Annotated in this window: 18 protein-coding genes; 9 read left to right on the top strand and 9 right to left on the bottom strand. The window is 38.0% G+C overall.

The annotated features are described in order from the left end of the window. Positions 1-5 precede the first annotated feature (5 nt). Both BUB03_RS13800 and BUB03_RS13805 read right to left on the bottom strand, forming a co-directional pair. Entirely contained in the window at positions 6-1,301 is a 1,296-nt protein-coding gene (locus BUB03_RS13800) for a T9SS type A sorting domain-containing protein (RefSeq protein ID WP_073064110.1), read from the bottom strand. A 192-nt stretch (positions 1,302-1,493) separates the two neighbouring features. Continuing rightward, positions 1,494-2,312, bottom strand: coding sequence for a T9SS type A sorting domain-containing protein (locus BUB03_RS13805; protein ID WP_073064113.1), 819 nt, complete (start codon positions 2,310-2,312; stop codon positions 1,494-1,496). A gap of 93 nt (positions 2,313-2,405) precedes the next feature. On the opposite strand from BUB03_RS13805, the gene BUB03_RS13810 reads away from it, so the two are divergent. The 8 genes from BUB03_RS13810 to BUB03_RS13845 all read left to right on the top strand — a co-directional run bounded on the left by BUB03_RS13810 (position 2,406) and on the right by BUB03_RS13845 (position 11,116). Next, the gene (locus BUB03_RS13810) at positions 2,406-4,511 is read left to right on the top strand and encodes a TonB-dependent receptor plug domain-containing protein (RefSeq protein ID WP_073064115.1); all 2,106 of its coding nucleotides are present in this window, start codon (positions 2,406-2,408) and stop codon (positions 4,509-4,511) included. A gap of 16 nt (positions 4,512-4,527) precedes the next feature. Then, on the top strand, positions 4,528-5,637 hold the full coding sequence (locus BUB03_RS13815; protein ID WP_073064118.1) for an HmuY family protein: 1,110 nt from the start codon (positions 4,528-4,530) through the stop codon (positions 5,635-5,637). 20 nt (positions 5,638-5,657) lie between these two features. Beyond that, positions 5,658-6,536: a heme/hemin ABC transporter substrate-binding protein gene (locus BUB03_RS13820; RefSeq protein ID WP_073064121.1), complete on the top strand. Its 879-nt coding sequence runs from the start codon at positions 5,658-5,660 to the stop codon at positions 6,534-6,536. Next, positions 6,520-7,560 (top strand): FecCD family ABC transporter permease, encoded by a 1,041-nt coding sequence (locus tag BUB03_RS13825; protein WP_073064124.1) that lies wholly within the window; start codon positions 6,520-6,522, stop codon positions 7,558-7,560. The genes BUB03_RS13820 and BUB03_RS13825 overlap by 17 nt, the downstream gene beginning before the upstream one ends. Continuing rightward, positions 7,560-8,330: a heme ABC transporter ATP-binding protein gene (locus tag BUB03_RS13830; RefSeq protein ID WP_073064127.1), complete on the top strand. Its 771-nt coding sequence runs from the start codon at positions 7,560-7,562 to the stop codon at positions 8,328-8,330. Before BUB03_RS13825 ends, BUB03_RS13830 begins: the two co-directional genes overlap by 1 nt. Before the next feature lie 2 nt (positions 8,331-8,332). Next, the gene (locus BUB03_RS13835) at positions 8,333-8,983 is read left to right on the top strand and encodes a class I SAM-dependent methyltransferase (RefSeq protein WP_073064130.1); all 651 of its coding nucleotides are present in this window, start codon (positions 8,333-8,335) and stop codon (positions 8,981-8,983) included. Between the two features lie 4 nt (positions 8,984-8,987). Further along, positions 8,988-10,016 carry a hemin-degrading factor gene (locus BUB03_RS13840; protein ID WP_073064133.1) on the top strand — a complete coding sequence of 343 codons (1,029 nt, stop codon included), beginning with the start codon at positions 8,988-8,990 and terminating at the stop codon, positions 10,014-10,016. Between the two features lie 227 nt (positions 10,017-10,243). Further along, complete coding sequence (locus tag BUB03_RS13845; protein WP_073064136.1) at positions 10,244-11,116, top strand: ChaN family lipoprotein; 873 nt, start codon at positions 10,244-10,246, stop codon at positions 11,114-11,116. 143 nt (positions 11,117-11,259) lie between these two features. Here BUB03_RS13845 and BUB03_RS13850 read toward each other — a convergent pair whose 3' ends face one another. Further along, positions 11,260-11,523 carry a hypothetical protein gene (locus BUB03_RS13850; RefSeq protein WP_073064137.1) on the bottom strand — a complete coding sequence of 88 codons (264 nt, stop codon included), beginning with the start codon at positions 11,521-11,523 and terminating at the stop codon, positions 11,260-11,262. Between the two features lie 428 nt (positions 11,524-11,951). Between BUB03_RS13850 and def the strand changes: the two genes are divergently transcribed. Beyond that, positions 11,952-12,581 (top strand): peptide deformylase, encoded by a 630-nt coding sequence (def, locus tag BUB03_RS13855; RefSeq protein WP_073064139.1) that lies wholly within the window; start codon positions 11,952-11,954, stop codon positions 12,579-12,581. Between the two features lie 109 nt (positions 12,582-12,690). On the opposite strand, the gene BUB03_RS13860 is transcribed toward def, so the two are convergent. The 6 genes from BUB03_RS13860 to BUB03_RS13885 all read right to left on the bottom strand — a co-directional run bounded on the left by BUB03_RS13860 (position 12,691) and on the right by BUB03_RS13885 (position 16,381). Continuing rightward, on the bottom strand, positions 12,691-13,110 hold the full coding sequence (locus tag BUB03_RS13860) for a VOC family protein (protein ID WP_073064141.1): 420 nt from the start codon (positions 13,108-13,110) through the stop codon (positions 12,691-12,693). Between the two features lie 102 nt (positions 13,111-13,212). Next, positions 13,213-13,797 carry a hypothetical protein gene (locus BUB03_RS21910; RefSeq protein ID WP_073064142.1) on the bottom strand — a complete coding sequence of 195 codons (585 nt, stop codon included), beginning with the start codon at positions 13,795-13,797 and terminating at the stop codon, positions 13,213-13,215. Positions 13,798-14,032: 235 nt separating this feature from the next. Beyond that, positions 14,033-14,503, bottom strand: coding sequence for a YdcF family protein (locus tag BUB03_RS13870; RefSeq protein WP_228417888.1), 471 nt, complete (start codon positions 14,501-14,503; stop codon positions 14,033-14,035). Between the two features lie 160 nt (positions 14,504-14,663). Further along, complete coding sequence (locus BUB03_RS13875) at positions 14,664-15,389, bottom strand: NERD domain-containing protein (RefSeq protein WP_073064146.1); 726 nt, start codon at positions 15,387-15,389, stop codon at positions 14,664-14,666. A gap of 135 nt (positions 15,390-15,524) precedes the next feature. Further along, the gene (locus BUB03_RS13880) at positions 15,525-15,947 is read right to left on the bottom strand and encodes an organic hydroperoxide resistance protein (RefSeq protein ID WP_073064148.1); all 423 of its coding nucleotides are present in this window, start codon (positions 15,945-15,947) and stop codon (positions 15,525-15,527) included. Further along, the gene (locus BUB03_RS13885) at positions 15,944-16,381 is read right to left on the bottom strand and encodes a MarR family winged helix-turn-helix transcriptional regulator (protein ID WP_040995990.1); all 438 of its coding nucleotides are present in this window, start codon (positions 16,379-16,381) and stop codon (positions 15,944-15,946) included. Before BUB03_RS13885 ends, BUB03_RS13880 begins: the two co-directional genes overlap by 4 nt. Positions 16,382-16,397: the final 16 nt, after the last annotated feature.

Below are 16,397 nucleotides of genomic sequence, written 5' to 3' on the forward strand. Positions count from 1 at the left end.
TGAGGTTATTTTACGATGAGTTTTTTCGTTTCCGTACTGCCTCCGAAGCTGATTTTTACCAGATAATTTCCGGCACTAAGATGTGCTAAATTCAAGTCCTGTTTGTAGAATCCGGTTTTATTAGTCAGTTCAGCAGTGTATACTTTTTTTCCGGTAAGATCATAAACTTCGATGTTTCCTTTGTTGTCTGTTTTTTCCTTCACATCGAAAAGGACAGTTACTTTTTTATCAGCTGTTGTAGGGTTAGGGTAGATCCCGAAAGAGGCTTTTTTACTTACTTCGGTAATTCCTAAGGTGGCTGTAATTTTTTTGTATTTGAAATACATATCTCCTGTAGTAGCTCCGCCATTGGTGGTGAAATACATTCTGTAGTAATCACTTCCTTTTTTGACATAATACACCACATCATTATTAACCGTTCCGATCCCTTTCCATGAATGTCCTATAGTGGTGATGTTGGAAGAAAAATTACTGTCAGCAGGGGTAGTGAATGCAGCTGTTTCCTGAGTTTCAGGCTGCACTTTGGCTACCTTTACACTCGGTCCCTGGATGGCTCCGGTAAGTGGATACATCATCATGTTGTTGTAGAAAGTGTAATATTTGGTAAACATAAAGTCCCATGCACTTCTGGAGGGCTCCATATTGGGTACTTTTGCTCCTGTAGTGAACGAGAAATAATTGAAATAGGCATCATCTGATCCATTTGCCAGAGTTCTCGTTTCAGTAGCTCCCCATGAAGTTCCGTTCCATTTGGAATATTTAAACGTATATCCTCCAAATGCGTCTACGATGGCAAATTTAATGTAGGAATTAGAGCCTGTATATTTAAGAACAAAAATTGCTTTTCCTTCAATGTGATGCGTCAGGGAATTATATGTTCCCCAGCCTGTTGACGGAATATTGGGGTTGGATGAGGTAATAGGACCCTGCTCAAAAGCTCCCTGACTGATATCAGTAGTCTGGTCCGGATTGTAAAGAGGTTCGCCCCAGCTTGCTATATTATCGAGATTAATATTATCCCATTCTGCAAGGTTGGTAGAAGCTGCATACACCTCAATATTCAAAGCATCATTAATTCTTGTTCCGAATGCAAAATTGGAGTTTCTGTAAAAAGCAACATCCCAGGTATTGGCCGGCTGAGAAACCATATTACCATTGGCAAGATTGAAAAACACCCTGTTCTGGTAAGAAGGTCCCATCGTCATATTTGCCTGTGTGTATCCCAGTGCATCAGTTTGTGCCAATACAGTCTGCTGAACAGAAAGTGCCAATACCGAAGCCAATAATAGTTTTGTTTTCATAATTGATTGTTTAAATTCTTATTTAGAATGATTCTACAAAAATAGATAATTATTTTTAACGATTCTAAATAAAAATATGATTTTTATCTTGTTTTGCCGATAAATAGTGGAATGTACTGCAAAAAAGAACCGGCCGGAAAGAATTTCCGGCCGGTTTCAAAGGCATAATACTAGTCTAATAATAATAAAACCTTATTTTTTGATGAATTTGGATTTCACTACAGAACCCTCTGCAGTTTCTACCAGGATATAGTAAACACCGGCCTGAAGTCCGCTGATATCAAATCTCTGTCCTTTTAATTGTCCTTCGGCTGTTTTTTGACCTGCAGCAGAATAAATCTCAATCTTTTTCAGTTCTGTTTTGGTAACAAACTCCAATGCAGTTTGGTCAGCATTAACGGCAAACCTGAAGTTTTCTTTAGATTGGGCAGTATCGCTAACCCCCAGAGTAGTAGAAGAGTTGTAGACCACATCATCTATTTGTATGGCAACATGGGTAGCACTCGGAGTGAATTTAAATACAATATAAGAACCTGTAGTTGAAGGAATATTGATACTTATATTTTGAACCACTCCAACTGTAGTTACGTTGATCGGATTTCCTACCCCTACAAAAGTCGACATATCGCTGGCGCTTGTCGCTAATCCTATCTGGATTGTTCCAGGTCCTGGCGATGGGGATACTAACGTTGTTTTAAATTTTAAAACTCGATCTCCTGTAAGATTTTCAACCATAGGGGTAATAAGATATGAAGGAGCGGTTGCATTGTTACCTGCATAAGACTGGATAAACCTTTGCGTATTGTCGTTTTCAAGAGCTGCTACAATCATTCTTGGTGGTGCAGGAGGAAATGCGCCAGTTATAGGAGCAACCACAGCAGACCAGCCATTTTGAGGGAAAGTAGTCGTCCCAATCGTAAAGTTGTTGAAATTTTCATTAAGCGTTGCTACTTGTGCATGCGCTGTAATAGCCGTAAACATTAATGTTCCTAGAAGTAGTTTTAATTTCATAACGTTATTTTTATTTAGAATTGTTCTACAAAAATAAGTATTTATTTTTAACTATTCTAAATAAAGCATTATATTTGCGAAAATTTTTGCTCTATGAAGAAGAAAGTGCTTTCCGTTCTGTCATTATCCATTGCCTTCTGGATGAACGCACAAGAAAAAGATTCTCTTAATAAAAATAAAATAGAGGAAGTTGTCATTACAGGACAGTACACGCAGCAGTCCATCAATAAATCAATATATAAAGTTGAGGTGATCGATGCCCAGCAAATCAAAAATATGGCTGCAACCAATGTTGCCGATGTTCTCAACCAAAGCCTTAATATCCAGATCACGCCGGATACCCGCTCCGGAAATTCTACAGCCAATATGATGGGCCTTGACGGCAATTACGTGAAAGTACTCATAGACAATATCCCTGTAGTGGGCGATACAGGATTGGGAAGCAATATAGACCTTACCAAACTGTCCCTGAATAATGTAGAAAGAATAGAAGTTGTAAAGGGAAGCATGGGGGTAGAATACGGTAATGGCGCAGTAGCAGGAGTTATTAATATTATCACCAAGAAAAGCAATACAAGAAAGGTAAGTGTAAGAGCCTCTCTGCAGGAAGAAACCGTAAGAGACAATTACGACCTGAAGAAAAAAGGAAACGGAAGACATATTCAGAATCTTAATGTAGACTATAATATTGATACGAACTGGTTTGCCAATGTAAGTTTAAATCATAACCAGTTCATGGGGTATGAAGGTGAAAGTAAAGGCTATAAATATTTTGAAAGGGATAATAAAAGAGGCTTCGAATGGAATCCCAAAGATCAGTATGATGCCTCGGCATTGATCCGCTATTCAAAAAACAAAACATCTTTCTATTATAAGCTGTCTTATTTATATGAAAAATTCAATTTTTATAATCCCGAAGTCAACAGGATCCCGTTGAATGACGGAATGGGAGGGGCTCTGTATGAGAGTATAGATAGGGAATATAATACCAAACGATGGGGACATCAGTTCAATATCCAGACCCATATTGGAAATATCCGCTATATGGGAGATTTTTCTTACCAAAACCAAGACAGGAAATACCATGATTATAATTACGATATTCCGAACAGAGCTGTGAGAATAAGCAGGGAAGACAGATCCTACTACAAAACGGATGTCATCTATTCAAGAGGGATGTTCAGTAATTTCCTCAATAACAAAACTTTCGACTTCCAGCTTGGCTATGAACTGGATTATACTGACGGATATGCGGCACTTATTGCCGGAGACTTCTTTGGTGAAGCAGTGAAAAGAAAAATCTTTACCTATTCCAATTTCCTGTCCGGGGAATGGAATATTTCAGACAGGCTTTCTGTAAGACCGGGTGCCAGACTTTCCGTAAGCGAGAATTTTGACAATCAGTTCAATTATTCCCTTTCGGCAAGGTATAAAGCTTCTGAAAATTCCAACATACGCGCGGTAGCAGGAACTGCCAACCGTTTTCCTACTTATGATGAACTCTATACCTATTTCGTTAATATCAATCATGATGTACAGGGAAACCCAGACCTGAACCCTGAAAAAGGATTTTCAGCAGGTGCTTTCTGGGATCAGAACTTTACAGCAAACGATTGGAAAATTGCCTACAGTATTAATGCCTTATACCTCGACGTTCGCGACAGGATAGAAATGGTGCTTGTAAAAGACCCCTCTACTTACAAATATATGAATATGGATAAGTACAGGAATATGCTGTTCTCCGCTAATGTAGACTTTAGAAAAGACCAAATCTCTTTATCCCTGAGAAGCTCTGTAAGCGGAACTTCCGTATCGATGAACGGACTTTATCATGCATCCCCCACAGATTACCAGTATCTTGTTCAGGCAGGAGCATCGGCAAATTATAAACTGAAAAGTGCTAAAACAGCTTTCGCTCTTTACTACAAATATACAGGTCCCGGAAGAAATTATGTACTGGAAAGTGAAGCCACAGGTTTCAGACTTGGAAAAACAGATGATTTTCATATGATGGATTTTATCGTAAGCCAGCCATTCTGGAAAGATCATATGGAACTTTCTGTGGGAGTGAAAAACATATTCGATGTCACCAGTATCAATACCACTGCTACTGCCGGAACGGCCCATACAGGCGCAACAGACCGCCTCAATCTGTATTACGGAAGAAGCTATTTCGCGAGATTAATTTATCAATTCTAAACCAAAAGCTACCCTTATGAACTATTTAAAAATATTTGCTCTTTTTTCAGCTATTGCTTTACAGTCCTGTCTTTCAGCTGATGAAGATCCTGTTCCTGCACCTCCGATTACCGGATCTGTAGTAGAAGTAAAATCAGGAGGAGCTACAGAACCGAATCAGGTCTGGATAGATTTAAGTGATGATGAAAAACCCTCTGTTAATAAAAGAACAGACTGGGATCTTGGTTTCTACAGCGGAGATGGGTTCCATGTATTGATTAATGGCTCTATTGCCATGACAGTGGCAAAAATTCCTAATAAAACGGACATAAAAACAGTAACAGAAGCAGATGTTTCAGCCCTTAAAGGAAGCGCAGCGGTAGGGACATTTGATCCGGCCAATATGCAGTTTATCGATCATCCTGACGGCAATTTCCTTACCCAGACTTCAGGAATTGAACCGGTTAAAGAAAATGATGATGAAAACCCTGTTTACCTTTTGAATCTGGGAAGAGATATTCCTTCACCTGATAATATCGGACCAGGTTCCGTGAGTTTGTCAGGTGCTGCCAGGGGCTGGAAAAAGATCCAGATTTTAAGAGCATTGAACGGATATAAAATACGTTATGCAGAGATAGGAAATACAACAAGCTACACTGAATATTTTATCCCGAAAGATACAGATTACAATTTTACTTACTTCAGCTTTAATACAGGGACCACGGTAAAAATTCAGCCTAAGAAAAAAGATTGGGACTTAGGCTTTACCACATTTACCAATGAGGTGTTTACAGCACCCGGAGTCAGTGCCGGAAGTTATTTTTTTGCTGATTTTATCGTTACAAATACCCTTAATGGAGTAGGCGTATATCAGGTCACTCCGGCAGGGAATCTTGATCAGGCTTACAACTCCTTTAAATTAGGAGATATAGACCAGTCGAAATTTGTATTTAATGACCAGAGAGCTCTTGGTGACAAGTGGAGAACCACCACGGGAACCACAGACAATCCGCAACCGCATGTATATGCTGACCGTTTTTTTGTTCTGAAAGATGCTGAAGGATTTTACTTTAAGCTGAGATTCAATACTATGAAAAGCGAAGACGGACACCGCGGTACCACCAATTTTGAATTTGCCCCTTTATAATAATCAAATAATAGTATATCATGAAAAAATTAATCCTTGCAGCTTCCATTCTGATGGCAGTTTACTCTTGCAAAAAAGCAGAAGGAGCTAAAACAGAAAATAAAACAGAAACATCTTCTGAAGCCCCTAAATCCAATAACAAAATCGTTACCCTGAGCGGTGGCATTACAGAAATTGTAAGTGCCCTGGGCCACGAAAAAGAAATTGTAGGAACAGATGTTACCAGTACCTATCCTGCAACATTAAAAGCGACGGCTAAAGATCTCGGACACGTAAGATCAATGACGATTGAGCCGATCATGGCGGTTAGCCCAACTTTGATTCTGGCTTCAGATAAGGATATTAATCCGGATTTATTGGGTAAGATCAAGTCTTCAGGCATTCAGGCTGAGATTTTCAAACAGGAATATACAGTAGAAGGAACTAAAAAACTGATTGCCGACGTAGCCAAAGCTATTGGAAATACAGATTATCAGAAGCTAAATGATAAAATTGATGCTGATCTGAAACAAATTCAGCCGATCGCTAAAAAACCAAAAGTATTGTTCATCTACGCAAGAGGAAATATGCTGATGGTTTCTGGTAAAAATACCCCTATGGCTGCATTAATTGGCCTTGCAGGCGGTGAAAATGCCGTAAACGATTTCGAAGATTTCAAACCATTGACACCTGAAGCCGTTGTGAAAGCCAATCCGGACATCCTGTTTTTCTTTGAAACGGGCCTTCAGGGTGCCGGCGGAAACGAAGGAGCACTTAAAATGCCGGGCGTGGCCCAAACCAATGCCGGGAAAAATAAAAAGATCATCGCGATGGACGGAGGATTGGTCTCAGGTTTCGGACCGAGACTGGGAGAGGCTGCAGTTGAACTAAACAAACTTTTAATTGAGAACACAAAGTAAACTTTACTTGTATCTTATCATAAGTGCCCTGCTGCTGGTCATTCTGGCAGTGGTGGCACTATATACCGGTGTTTACGATTTTAACGGGGCATCGCCGTTCAGTGTTTTAGGAAAGTTCATCAAAGGAGATTCCGGTTTGGCCTTAAACGATAAGTATGTAATCTGGGACGTAAGAGCTTCGAGAATTATCATGGCCATACTGATAGGGAGCATGCTGGCCGTTTCCGGGACAAGCCTGCAGGGATTATTTAAAAATCCTCTGGCAACGGGTGAAGCGATCGGCTTAACTTCAGGAGCAACCTTGCTGGCAGCCATTGCCATTGTTTTGGGAGGCCATTTTAAGCAGTATCTTCCCGAAGTAGTCCAGTTTTCGTTAGTGGGAATATCAGCATTTTTAGGAGCTTTGCTGGCTATGATGCTGGTTTACAGGATTTCTACCAGTGCAGGGAAAACCAATGTTGTCATGATGCTGTTAAGTGGTGTTGCCATTACATCAATAGGCTTTTCCATCACCGGATTCCTTATCTATATTTCAAAAGATGAGCAGTTAAGAGATCTTACCTTCTGGAATATGGGAAGCCTTGCCGCTGCTACCTGGACCAAGAATATTGTTTTAACGGTTGTTTTAATCATTTCATATGCTGTTCTACTTCCAAAAGGAAAAGCCCTGAATGCAATGATGCTGGGGGAAAAAGATGCAGAACATTTAGGAATCAATGTTGAAAAACTGAAAAAGCAGATTGTGATCATTACCTCGCTGATGGTAGGGACCTGCGTTGCGTTTTCAGGGACAATTGGCTTTGTAGGACTTATTGTTCCTTATATTTTAAGGCTTTTATTCAAGTCCAATTATGTTTTCATTCTGCCGTTGTCAGCAGTTTTGGGAAGTATTTTACTTTTAACTGCCGATACCATCAGCAGAAGCATTGTAGCCCCTTCGGAACTGCCGATCGGAATTTTGACCTCCCTGATCGGAGGGCCTGTTTTTATTGCTATTTTAATTAAATTTAAAAAATCACTCTAATGATAAAAGCACATCAGATCAACTATCTCCACAGGAATTTCCATATTCTTGACGGTGTTGATGTCTCTTTGGATTACGGAGAGTTTTTAGCGATTGTAGGACCGAACGGAGCCGGCAAATCCAGTCTTCTGAGTGTTTTGGCCAATGAAGTTAAAGGAAAACAGAAAATTGTATTTAAGGACAAACCCATTACCGATTGGGAAGTAAGGGAATTATCCAGGCATAAATCCAAATTTTCCCAGCATAATTCCAATGAAATCCCTTTGCAGGTAAAAGATGTTGTTATGATGGGCAGATATCCTTATTTCGATACCCAGCCCGCAAAAGAAGACCTTGAAGCCATGAACAATATGATGTACGAAACAGATATTTTTCATTTGAAAGACAGGGATTACAATACTTTATCCGGCGGAGAGAAACAGCGTGTACACCTTTCAAGAGTAATGGCGCAGCTGCAAAATGAAATTGTCCACAAACTAGTTTTTCTGGATGAACCCCTGAATAATTTAGACATAAAACACCAGTATAAAGCGCTGGAAATTATTAAAAATTTTACCGGAAAAGCCAACAGCGCTATTGTCGTGATGCATGACCTTAACCTTGCAGCCCAATTCGCGGACAAAATTTTGTTAATGAAATCAGGAAAGGTTTCTGCATACGGAACACCGGAAGAAGTATTTACGGCTCACAATATCAGCCAGGCGTACAATTTCCCGTGCACCATCTGCGGACACCCGATTACCAATAACCCAATGATCATTTTTGGATAACCATGGAAAAAGATGAATTAAAAATCCTCGCTCAGAACCTTGCCAATCCGCAGGGAGAAAAAGGAATAGAGATCGGCGAAATGATGCATGCCACCAACATCAGCATGACATTGGAAAGTATCAAAACGCTTTTAATAGAAGATAATGAACATATTCTTGAAATAGGGCACGGAAATGCTGGGCACCTGAAAAATATTTTAAGCAGGGCTCAAAATCTGAAATATACAGGAGTTGATATTTCTGAAACCATGCACAATGAAGCCGGAAAACTTAATAATAACTTTCAAAATCAGGCAGAATTCATCTTGTATGAAGGTAAAAAGCTCCCTTTTGAGGATAAAACCTTTGATAAGATATTTACCGTTAATACCGTATATTTCTGGGAAGAACCTGTTGAATTTCTCAATGAAATCCACAGGGTTTTAAAGAAAGACGGGACTTTTGTTCTCACTTTCGGACAGAGAAAATTCATGGAAACACTTCCTTTCACGGAATACGATTTTACACTATACAGCAACAGCGAAATGGAACAGCTTGTTTCCCAAAGCCATTTCAAGAGAATGAAAATTTCCGAAAAAGAAGAAGACATACCAAGCAAATCGGGAAACGAGACTATACACAGAATTTATACAATTTTAACCATAAAAAAATAAAATAATGAGCACATTAGTTAATGATTTAAAGGAAAAATGGGAAGCTCTGAAAACAGAAAATCCACACATCAGAATAAGAAATGCCGCAGCACAGCTTGGAGTGAGTGAAGCTGAACTATTGGCAACAAGTATAGGCGAAGGAGTAACAGTACTTAAGCCGGAATTTCCTGCCCTCCTTTCCGAAGCAGAAAAATTAGGCAAAGTAATGGCTCTTACCCGTAACGACGAATGCGTTCATGAAAGAAAAGGCACTTACCAGAACGGCGATTTCAGCAGTCCGCATGCCCAGCTTTTCGTAGGTGAAGATATTGACCTCAGGATATTTCTTAACCACTGGATATCTGCTTTTGCAGTTGTGGAAGGCGATAAAAAGAGTCTTCAGTTCTTCGGAAAAGATGGTTTGGCCCTTCATAAAATATATCTGACAAAAGACAGTGATGAAGCTGCATTCAATGCTATTGTGGAAAAATTTAAAGCTGAAGATCAAAACCAGCCTTTAACAATTGAAACTGTAACTCCTAAAGCTCCTGAAAAGGCGGATTCTGAAATTGATGCGGAAGGATTCAAAAAAGCATGGACAGAATTAAAAGATACCCACGATTTCTTTATGATGACGAGAAAATTCGGGGTAAGCAGAACCCAGGCATTGAGACTGGCTCCTGAAGGATTTGCTAAAAAAATTGACAATTCCAAAGTAGTAAATGTTCTGGAAGATGCCTCAGAAAAGAATATCCCGATCATGGTGTTCGTAGGAAACAGGGGAATTATCCAGATTCACACCGGGAATGTGAAGAAAACCCTTTGGCACCAGCAATGGTTCAATGTAATGGACCCGGATTTCAACTTACACCTGGATGTTACGAAAATTGCCGAAGCATGGATCGTTAAAAAACCTACGGAAGACGGAGAAGTGACGGCTATTGAGGTATTCAATAAAGAAGGAGACTTCATCGTTCAGTTCTTCGGAAAAAGAAAACCAGGAATTCCTGAGCTGCAGGAGTGGAAAGACCTTGTGGCAGAATTAGAGAAATAAATAGTTAGATGATTTTAAGCGGACCGTTTTGTTTTTTTATTCAAGGCGGTATTTTGTTTTTTGAAGTGAAAAGGCGAAATTACTGAAAGGCTAAAAAGCTGAGAAAGCAAAGAAGGGTTGGTTTTAATTGTGATAATACTCAAAATAAAAACTTTCTGAGACAGGAAAATGCAGTTTTGCAATTCTGCCCATTTGCCTTTTTGCTAAATTTGAAATAAATTAATATAATGAAGAATATTTTCATCGCCATTTTACTGGCAGGCTTCTGCTCATTAAGCGGGCAGGATCTTAAAGCTTACCAGTTTTATGATAAAAAAGGAAAAGAAATAAAAACCGATAAACTGGTTAAAGAGCTGGCTGAGTATGATGTGGTTTTCTTTGGCGAAAATCATAACAGCTCTATCAATCACTGGCTTCAGCTGAAGGTGACCGAAGGTTTGTTTGAAAAAAAGAACGGGCAGATCATTCTGGGAGCGGAAATGTTCGAAAGGGATAATCAGGAGCAGCTGAATCAGTATTTAAATGGAAAGTTTGATGCCAAAACGTTGAAAGACTCAGCCCGTTTATGGAACAATTATGGGACAGACTACAAACCTCTGGTTGATTTTGCCAAAACCAAAAAGCTGAACTTCATTGCAACCAATATTCCAAGAAGATATGCCTCCCAAACTGCAAAAGAGGGTCTTGAATCTCTGAATACACTAAGTGCCCGAGAGAAAACCTATATTGCCCAGCTTCCTATTAAAGTAACCCTGGATACCCCAGGTTATCAGGAGATGAAAGCTATGATGGGCGACCATGCAGAAGGAACCAAAGTGATGAACTTCATTTCAGCACAGGCCACAAAAGATGCTACCATGGCCGAATCGATTCTGAAAAATATTCAGGCCGGAAAAACTTTCATTCACTACAATGGAAACTATCACAGCAAAGAATTCGGAGGAATTTACTGGTACATCAAACAGAAAAACCCGAACCTTAAAATGGCAGTGATTTCTGTCTTTGAATCGGAAGATCCGGAGCTTAAAGTTCCTGCAAAAGACTATATCCCGACGGATTTCAACCTGATAATTCCGGCGGATATGACGAAGACATTTTAAATTCTGAAAGTCTTTTTTCAGCAAAGAATTTTGTAATTATAAAAAAGGCTTCGACTCCGCTCAGCCTGACAATGATAATACTATCCGTAATATTTTCCACTGTCAGGCTGAGCGGAGTCGAAGCCTTCTCTCCATTCTTTTCTTTAGAAAGTTGTTATTTCTGCCTGACCAACAGAGATACCATTATACCCGCTAGCACAGAATGCAGGTTGATGTGTTAAATCTCCTGCCCAATTAGAGCATTTTACACATAGTTTTCCACCCTCGGATCCGTAAAATTCTTGTCCTTGATCTACTGCTCCTCTAAATATGACAGTCATTTGATCATAAGACAGACCAGTATTAGCTGATTCTCTTACTTCAACGTTAGAATAGCTTTGATTTGCTTTTAGTACAGGATAGCTCATATGTTATAGTTTTTAGTTACTTTAAATATAAAAATTATTATAAATATAATCATCAGTTTTTCCGAGTATATTTTGATAATATGAATTTTAATGTATTTATATTTATGAAAAATATTAAAAAATTAAACAGAACATAACAAAGTCGATTGTAGGTGTTTGTTTAGGTCTCACTCCCAATTATGCGGACCTGTTGGTGGCTACGCAGAAATGTATATGCTTTTGTAATTTTGAATTGAAAAAAACTATTTTTAATTCATAAAAAACGATTATACTCTTTTTTATAAAATCCAGATTCCTTATTTTCCTTTCTCACTACAGAAGATTTTTCAACAAAAAAAGTTATTCTAAGCTTAGGCATTCAAACTTAGAATGCGTGGCTCATGAAAAATTGCAGCACAATATTTATCTTTACACTACAAATAATAAAAATGAAAAAAATATCTTTTCTGCTCATCTTATTTATCGGCCTTATCAATGCTCAGAAACTTACATCAAACGAAATTTCACTGATCAATCAGGGAGAAATCAGCACGGCATTGCCCATTTACCAGACCACAGATGCACATCAGCACAAAACTTTACTCAACCTTTCTACAGAAATAGATCCGGTTGACCCCAATACGGCAACTTTAGTGAAAAGAATGAAAGAATCTCTTCTTTCAACGGATGGCGGAGTAGGAATTGCAGCGCCACAGGTCGGGATCAACAGGAAAGTGATCTGGGTTCAGCGTTTTGATAAAGAAGGAAGTCCTTTGGAATATTTCATCAATCCCGTGATTGTCTGGAAATCGGAACTACAGAATCTTGGTCCGGAAGGTGATTTATCCATTCCTGAATTCAGGGATCAGTTCTACAGAAGTAAAGTGATTCAGCTGGAATATGTTGATCTGAAAGGGCAGAAGTATTCCGAAATTGTAGAGGGCTTTACTGCAGTTATCTTTCAGCATGAAATCGATCATCTCTTCGGTATTCTGATTTCAGATAAAAAGGAAAAAGAAAAGAATGATTCTTATAAAAGGGTAGATGCCTTTAAAAGAAGCGATTCAACGACGAGATAACCGGGGCATTTATCAAATACAGATATCAAATAGAAAAAGCAAGGATTTTGACTGAAAATCCTTGCTTTTTTATCTTTAGAATCTAGAATGAAGTATTTATTATTTATGATCAGGAGTCAAATTCTACCATCCATTCAATTCCATATTTGTCTCTGAACATACCGAAATAAGAACCCCATGGACTGTCGGAAATAGGCATTTCAATCTGCCCGCCTGCGGAAAGTCCGTTGAATATTTTATCTGCTTCCTCTTTGCTTTCTGCATTAATGACAATTTTGCTTCTGTTCTCATTTTCGTTAGTGCGTCCCAGTATTTCAGGTACATCATTCGCCATTAAAACCGTGTGGCCGATTGGTAAAGCAATGTGCATTATTTTATCTGCTTCCTTTTCTGATACCGGAAATTCAGCATTAGCCAGATCTTTAAACCGAACGATTTTTGTAAACTCTCCACCAAATACTGATCTGTAAAAGTTGAATGCTTCTTCTGCATTACCATTGAAATTAACGTGTGGATTAATATTCGCCATAATTTTTGTTTTAATTGTTATTTAAAATTTTTAAATCATCTAATTTTTTACGCTCGTAATCAAAGTCTTCATATTGCCAGGCGACGTTACCAGTTGCTGTTCTCACCGTTCATTTATTATGTCAAACGGTATTCTAAACGAACCTTTATTTTTTATAAATTCTTTTTCTTCTTCTGTTAGTTCGTTTGTCCCGAGTCCAATGTCTTCCCATACTCTTCCGTCTTGTCGTTTAAGGGCAAATTCAATTGCTTCAATTTTTGGCTTTTTGTTTATGCCTAATATTGTTAAGTCCATAAATTGTCCTTGTTTAATTTCCCCTTTTGTAATTTGTCCTAATAGAAAAAATGGTCGGCCTGTTATTTGAACCGAGTTTTCAAGTTTAAACTGTGCAACGGTTAAGCTGTGCCAATTATTTCCACAATATCTGCACTGCCTTGCGAATGGTGTCCTTGCGAGTTTGTTACATTTTGGACAATTATTCAGAAAAACTTTTTCAGGAACTTCATTCATTATCCGCTTGGCAACATTTAATTCAAATTCTTCATATCCGTCTTTGAGAAATTCTTTTATATTGGGTTGTTCGCTAATCCAACCTTTGTCAACCATCATTTTTCTCATTTTCGGGTTGCTCTCAGTTTTATACGTGTACATATGATATTTCAATGCCAGTTTTTCATCGTCTGTCATTAAGTTGCTGAAATAATTTCTAATGTAATTCGCTGTTTCTTTGTTCACGTATATCCTATTACGGTTGTTACTTGCAGTCAGCTTAATGCATTATGCCATCCAAATTATAAGATAAAAATAAATAATTTTTAAATTGAAAATAGTTTTTTAATTCCGCGCTATTTTCAGTTAAAAAAATGGATATTTTTAAAATGAGCGATTCAACGACGAGATAATCTGTCGTTTTTATGATATCTTATCCTATATAATAAGCCACAAATTCTCTCAGTAACGAATAGAGGTCTCTCAATTCAAAATATTGGGGACTTACACTGCTCACATTTTCAAAATGTTGCTTTCTGAATAACATTTTAGTTCTTGTCAAATGAAAATATTGGGAAACAACAATTAAACTTTGAAAATGTAAACTGTCTTTTAATTTAAGCGTATTATTCACGGTTGCAAGTGTGTTATTGCCAAAATTGTCGACAATGATAACGCTGTCAGGTACTTTGTTTTTAATTAAATACTCTTTCATTTTGTCCCCTTCGTAAAATCCTTCTTTTCCAAGTCCGCCACTCACTACTATTTTTTTCACCCGTCCGGAACGATAAAGGTTAAGTCCACATTCCATACGTTTTTCGAGTCTCTTTGAAAGGGTTCCATCTTCATTTACAGTATTGCCTAAAACTACAGCGATGTCTGCGTGCTTATTTTTGTCTGTCAAACCGTCAATAGTTATATAAATCAAGTGTCCACACAGCCATAAAAGCAGGATGGTAATAAATATTTTGAAAGCTTGTTTACGATTTTTCATAAGATGATGACAATAAAAATAAACATTTTTTGCAGGGAAAATAGTTTTTACTCCCGTGTACTAATAAAAGTTATTGCTTTTTATTCCTTGTGTATTTGCAACCCGGATAATTACTGCAGCCCAGAAAGCTTCCATATTTACCGCTTCTCTCGATAAGGTTTCCGCCACAATTCGGGCATACAATATTTTTATTGATGTTATAATTAGTCTGGAGTTTTTTATCTTTATTCCGGCCGTTTGTTTTTGCCGTCAGAATTAGGGCAACAATTTCACTTTTGGTCCGTTCGTTAATGTAAAACGAATCATATTTTTTTATTGTTTTAACTAATCTGTTGATGTAAACAACATCAGTATATGTTTTGGTTTTAAGGGTTGCTCTTTTTGTAAATGCAACTATCGAGTAGTACCTCAGATACTTATAGTTTCTCAGTACATGTTTTAATGCATAGATATGACCTTGATTTTGCAAAACAGGATTGTAAAACTTGCGTCTGTATTTATAAATAGCCTGGGTCCAGAATTTATCATTTTCATAGCCTAAAATCCAGCCTTTGTAATTCTTGGTTTCGATAACAAAGATTCCATAATCTGAAACAATAATATGATCTATCTGTGAAGTGGAGCCCTTAATGTTCAACTCAATATTATTCAGGACAATGTATTTTTCTTTATTGAGCCTTTTTAAAGCTTTTGAAACTTTATTTTCGCCAATTAATCCCTTTATTTTTGGAGTATAGTATTTAATTAATAAAATAAACAAAGCCAACAGAAAAACAATAAAAAAATTACTATTCATACTATGGGTGTACTATTTCTGTTAATCTGCTTCTATACTTTGACGATAAAATGGCAATGATTGGACTGAGTGTCATTTGTAAATAAAAAATCTGCCTCCAAAGAAACAGATTTTTTTATAAAAAAGGAACAGATTTTAGTTATTTGTCACCGAAAGCTTCACCTCGATATTACCTCTCGTCGCATTGGAATATGGACAGATCTGGTGGGCTTTTTCCGTTAATTCCTGTGCTTCTTCAATAGAAACTCCTGGGATATTTACATCAAGCTCTGCAGCCAGGCCAAACCCTCCGTTTTCCAGCTGGCCTATACTAACCTTTGCTGTAACGGTTGTTTCACCGGTTTTTACTTTGGATAAACTGATCACTCGGTTAAGGGCACTGTCAAAACACGCTGAGTATCCGGCTGCAAAAAGCATTTCAGGATTAGCAAAATCGTCATTGGCGCCGCCTAAAGCTTTAGGCATTCTTACATCAAGGTCAAGAACTCCGTTTTCACTTTTTACATGACCGTTTCTTCCTCCCTGTGCAGTTACTTGTGTTGTATATAATGTTTTCATTTATTTTCTATTTTGTTTAATATTTTTAAGACCGTTTCTTTGAGATGGAGCAGGTCTTCTGTTTCTATTCCAATGGTTGTCTGTATTTTTCCAGGAATTTCACAGGCTTTCTTTTGCAGCTGTTTTCCGGCTTCGGTTAGAAATACTTCAACCACTCTTTCATCTTCTTTTTTTCTCTTTCTGGAAATAATTCCTTTAGATTCAAGCCTTTTCAGGAGTGGTGTTAAAGTTCCGCTGTCCAGAAACAGTTTTTCACCGATATGGTTCACCGGAAGACCATCATTTTCCCATAATACCATCATCACAAGATACTGCGGATAGGTAATGCCAATCTCATCAAGAAACGGGCGGTAAAGACCTGTGATCTCTTTTGCGATCACATAAAGCGGAAAGCAAATCTGGTTTTCCAGCTGTAATGATTTTGAATTTTCCATAAAGATGAAACATGAA

The organism is Chryseobacterium oranimense (genome assembly GCF_900129755.1).
GTDB classification, from domain to species: domain Bacteria; phylum Bacteroidota; class Bacteroidia; order Flavobacteriales; family Weeksellaceae; genus Chryseobacterium; species Chryseobacterium oranimense.

Coding starts and splice junctions, on each gene's coding strand:
- BUB03_RS13875 (WP_073064146.1), bottom strand. CDS start 15,389: ATGAATAGTAATTTTTTTATTGTTTTTCTGTTGGCTTTGTTTATTTTA.
- BUB03_RS13810 (WP_073064115.1), top strand. CDS start 2,406: ATGAAGAAGAAAGTGCTTTCCGTTCTGTCATTATCCATTGCCTTCTGG.
- BUB03_RS13880 (WP_073064148.1), bottom strand. CDS start 15,947: ATGAAAACATTATATACAACACAAGTAACTGCACAGGGAGGAAGAAAC.
- BUB03_RS13815 (WP_073064118.1), top strand. CDS start 4,528: ATGAACTATTTAAAAATATTTGCTCTTTTTTCAGCTATTGCTTTACAG.
- BUB03_RS13835 (WP_073064130.1), top strand. CDS start 8,333: ATGGAAAAAGATGAATTAAAAATCCTCGCTCAGAACCTTGCCAATCCG.
- BUB03_RS13845 (WP_073064136.1), top strand. CDS start 10,244: ATGAAGAATATTTTCATCGCCATTTTACTGGCAGGCTTCTGCTCATTA.
- BUB03_RS13805 (WP_073064113.1), bottom strand. CDS start 2,312: ATGAAATTAAAACTACTTCTAGGAACATTAATGTTTACGGCTATTACA.
- BUB03_RS13850 (WP_073064137.1), bottom strand. CDS start 11,523: ATGAGCTATCCTGTACTAAAAGCAAATCAAAGCTATTCTAACGTTGAA.
- BUB03_RS21910 (WP_073064142.1), bottom strand. CDS start 13,797: ATGACAGACGATGAAAAACTGGCATTGAAATATCATATGTACACGTAT.
- def (WP_073064139.1), top strand. CDS start 11,952: ATGAAAAAAATATCTTTTCTGCTCATCTTATTTATCGGCCTTATCAAT.
- BUB03_RS13830 (WP_073064127.1), top strand. CDS start 7,560: ATGATAAAAGCACATCAGATCAACTATCTCCACAGGAATTTCCATATT.
- BUB03_RS13820 (WP_073064121.1), top strand. CDS start 5,658: ATGAAAAAATTAATCCTTGCAGCTTCCATTCTGATGGCAGTTTACTCT.
- BUB03_RS13885 (WP_040995990.1), bottom strand. CDS start 16,381: ATGGAAAATTCAAAATCATTACAGCTGGAAAACCAGATTTGCTTTCCG.
- BUB03_RS13840 (WP_073064133.1), top strand. CDS start 8,988: ATGAGCACATTAGTTAATGATTTAAAGGAAAAATGGGAAGCTCTGAAA.
- BUB03_RS13800 (WP_073064110.1), bottom strand. CDS start 1,301: ATGAAAACAAAACTATTATTGGCTTCGGTATTGGCACTTTCTGTTCAG.
- BUB03_RS13860 (WP_073064141.1), bottom strand. CDS start 13,110: ATGGCGAATATTAATCCACACGTTAATTTCAATGGTAATGCAGAAGAA.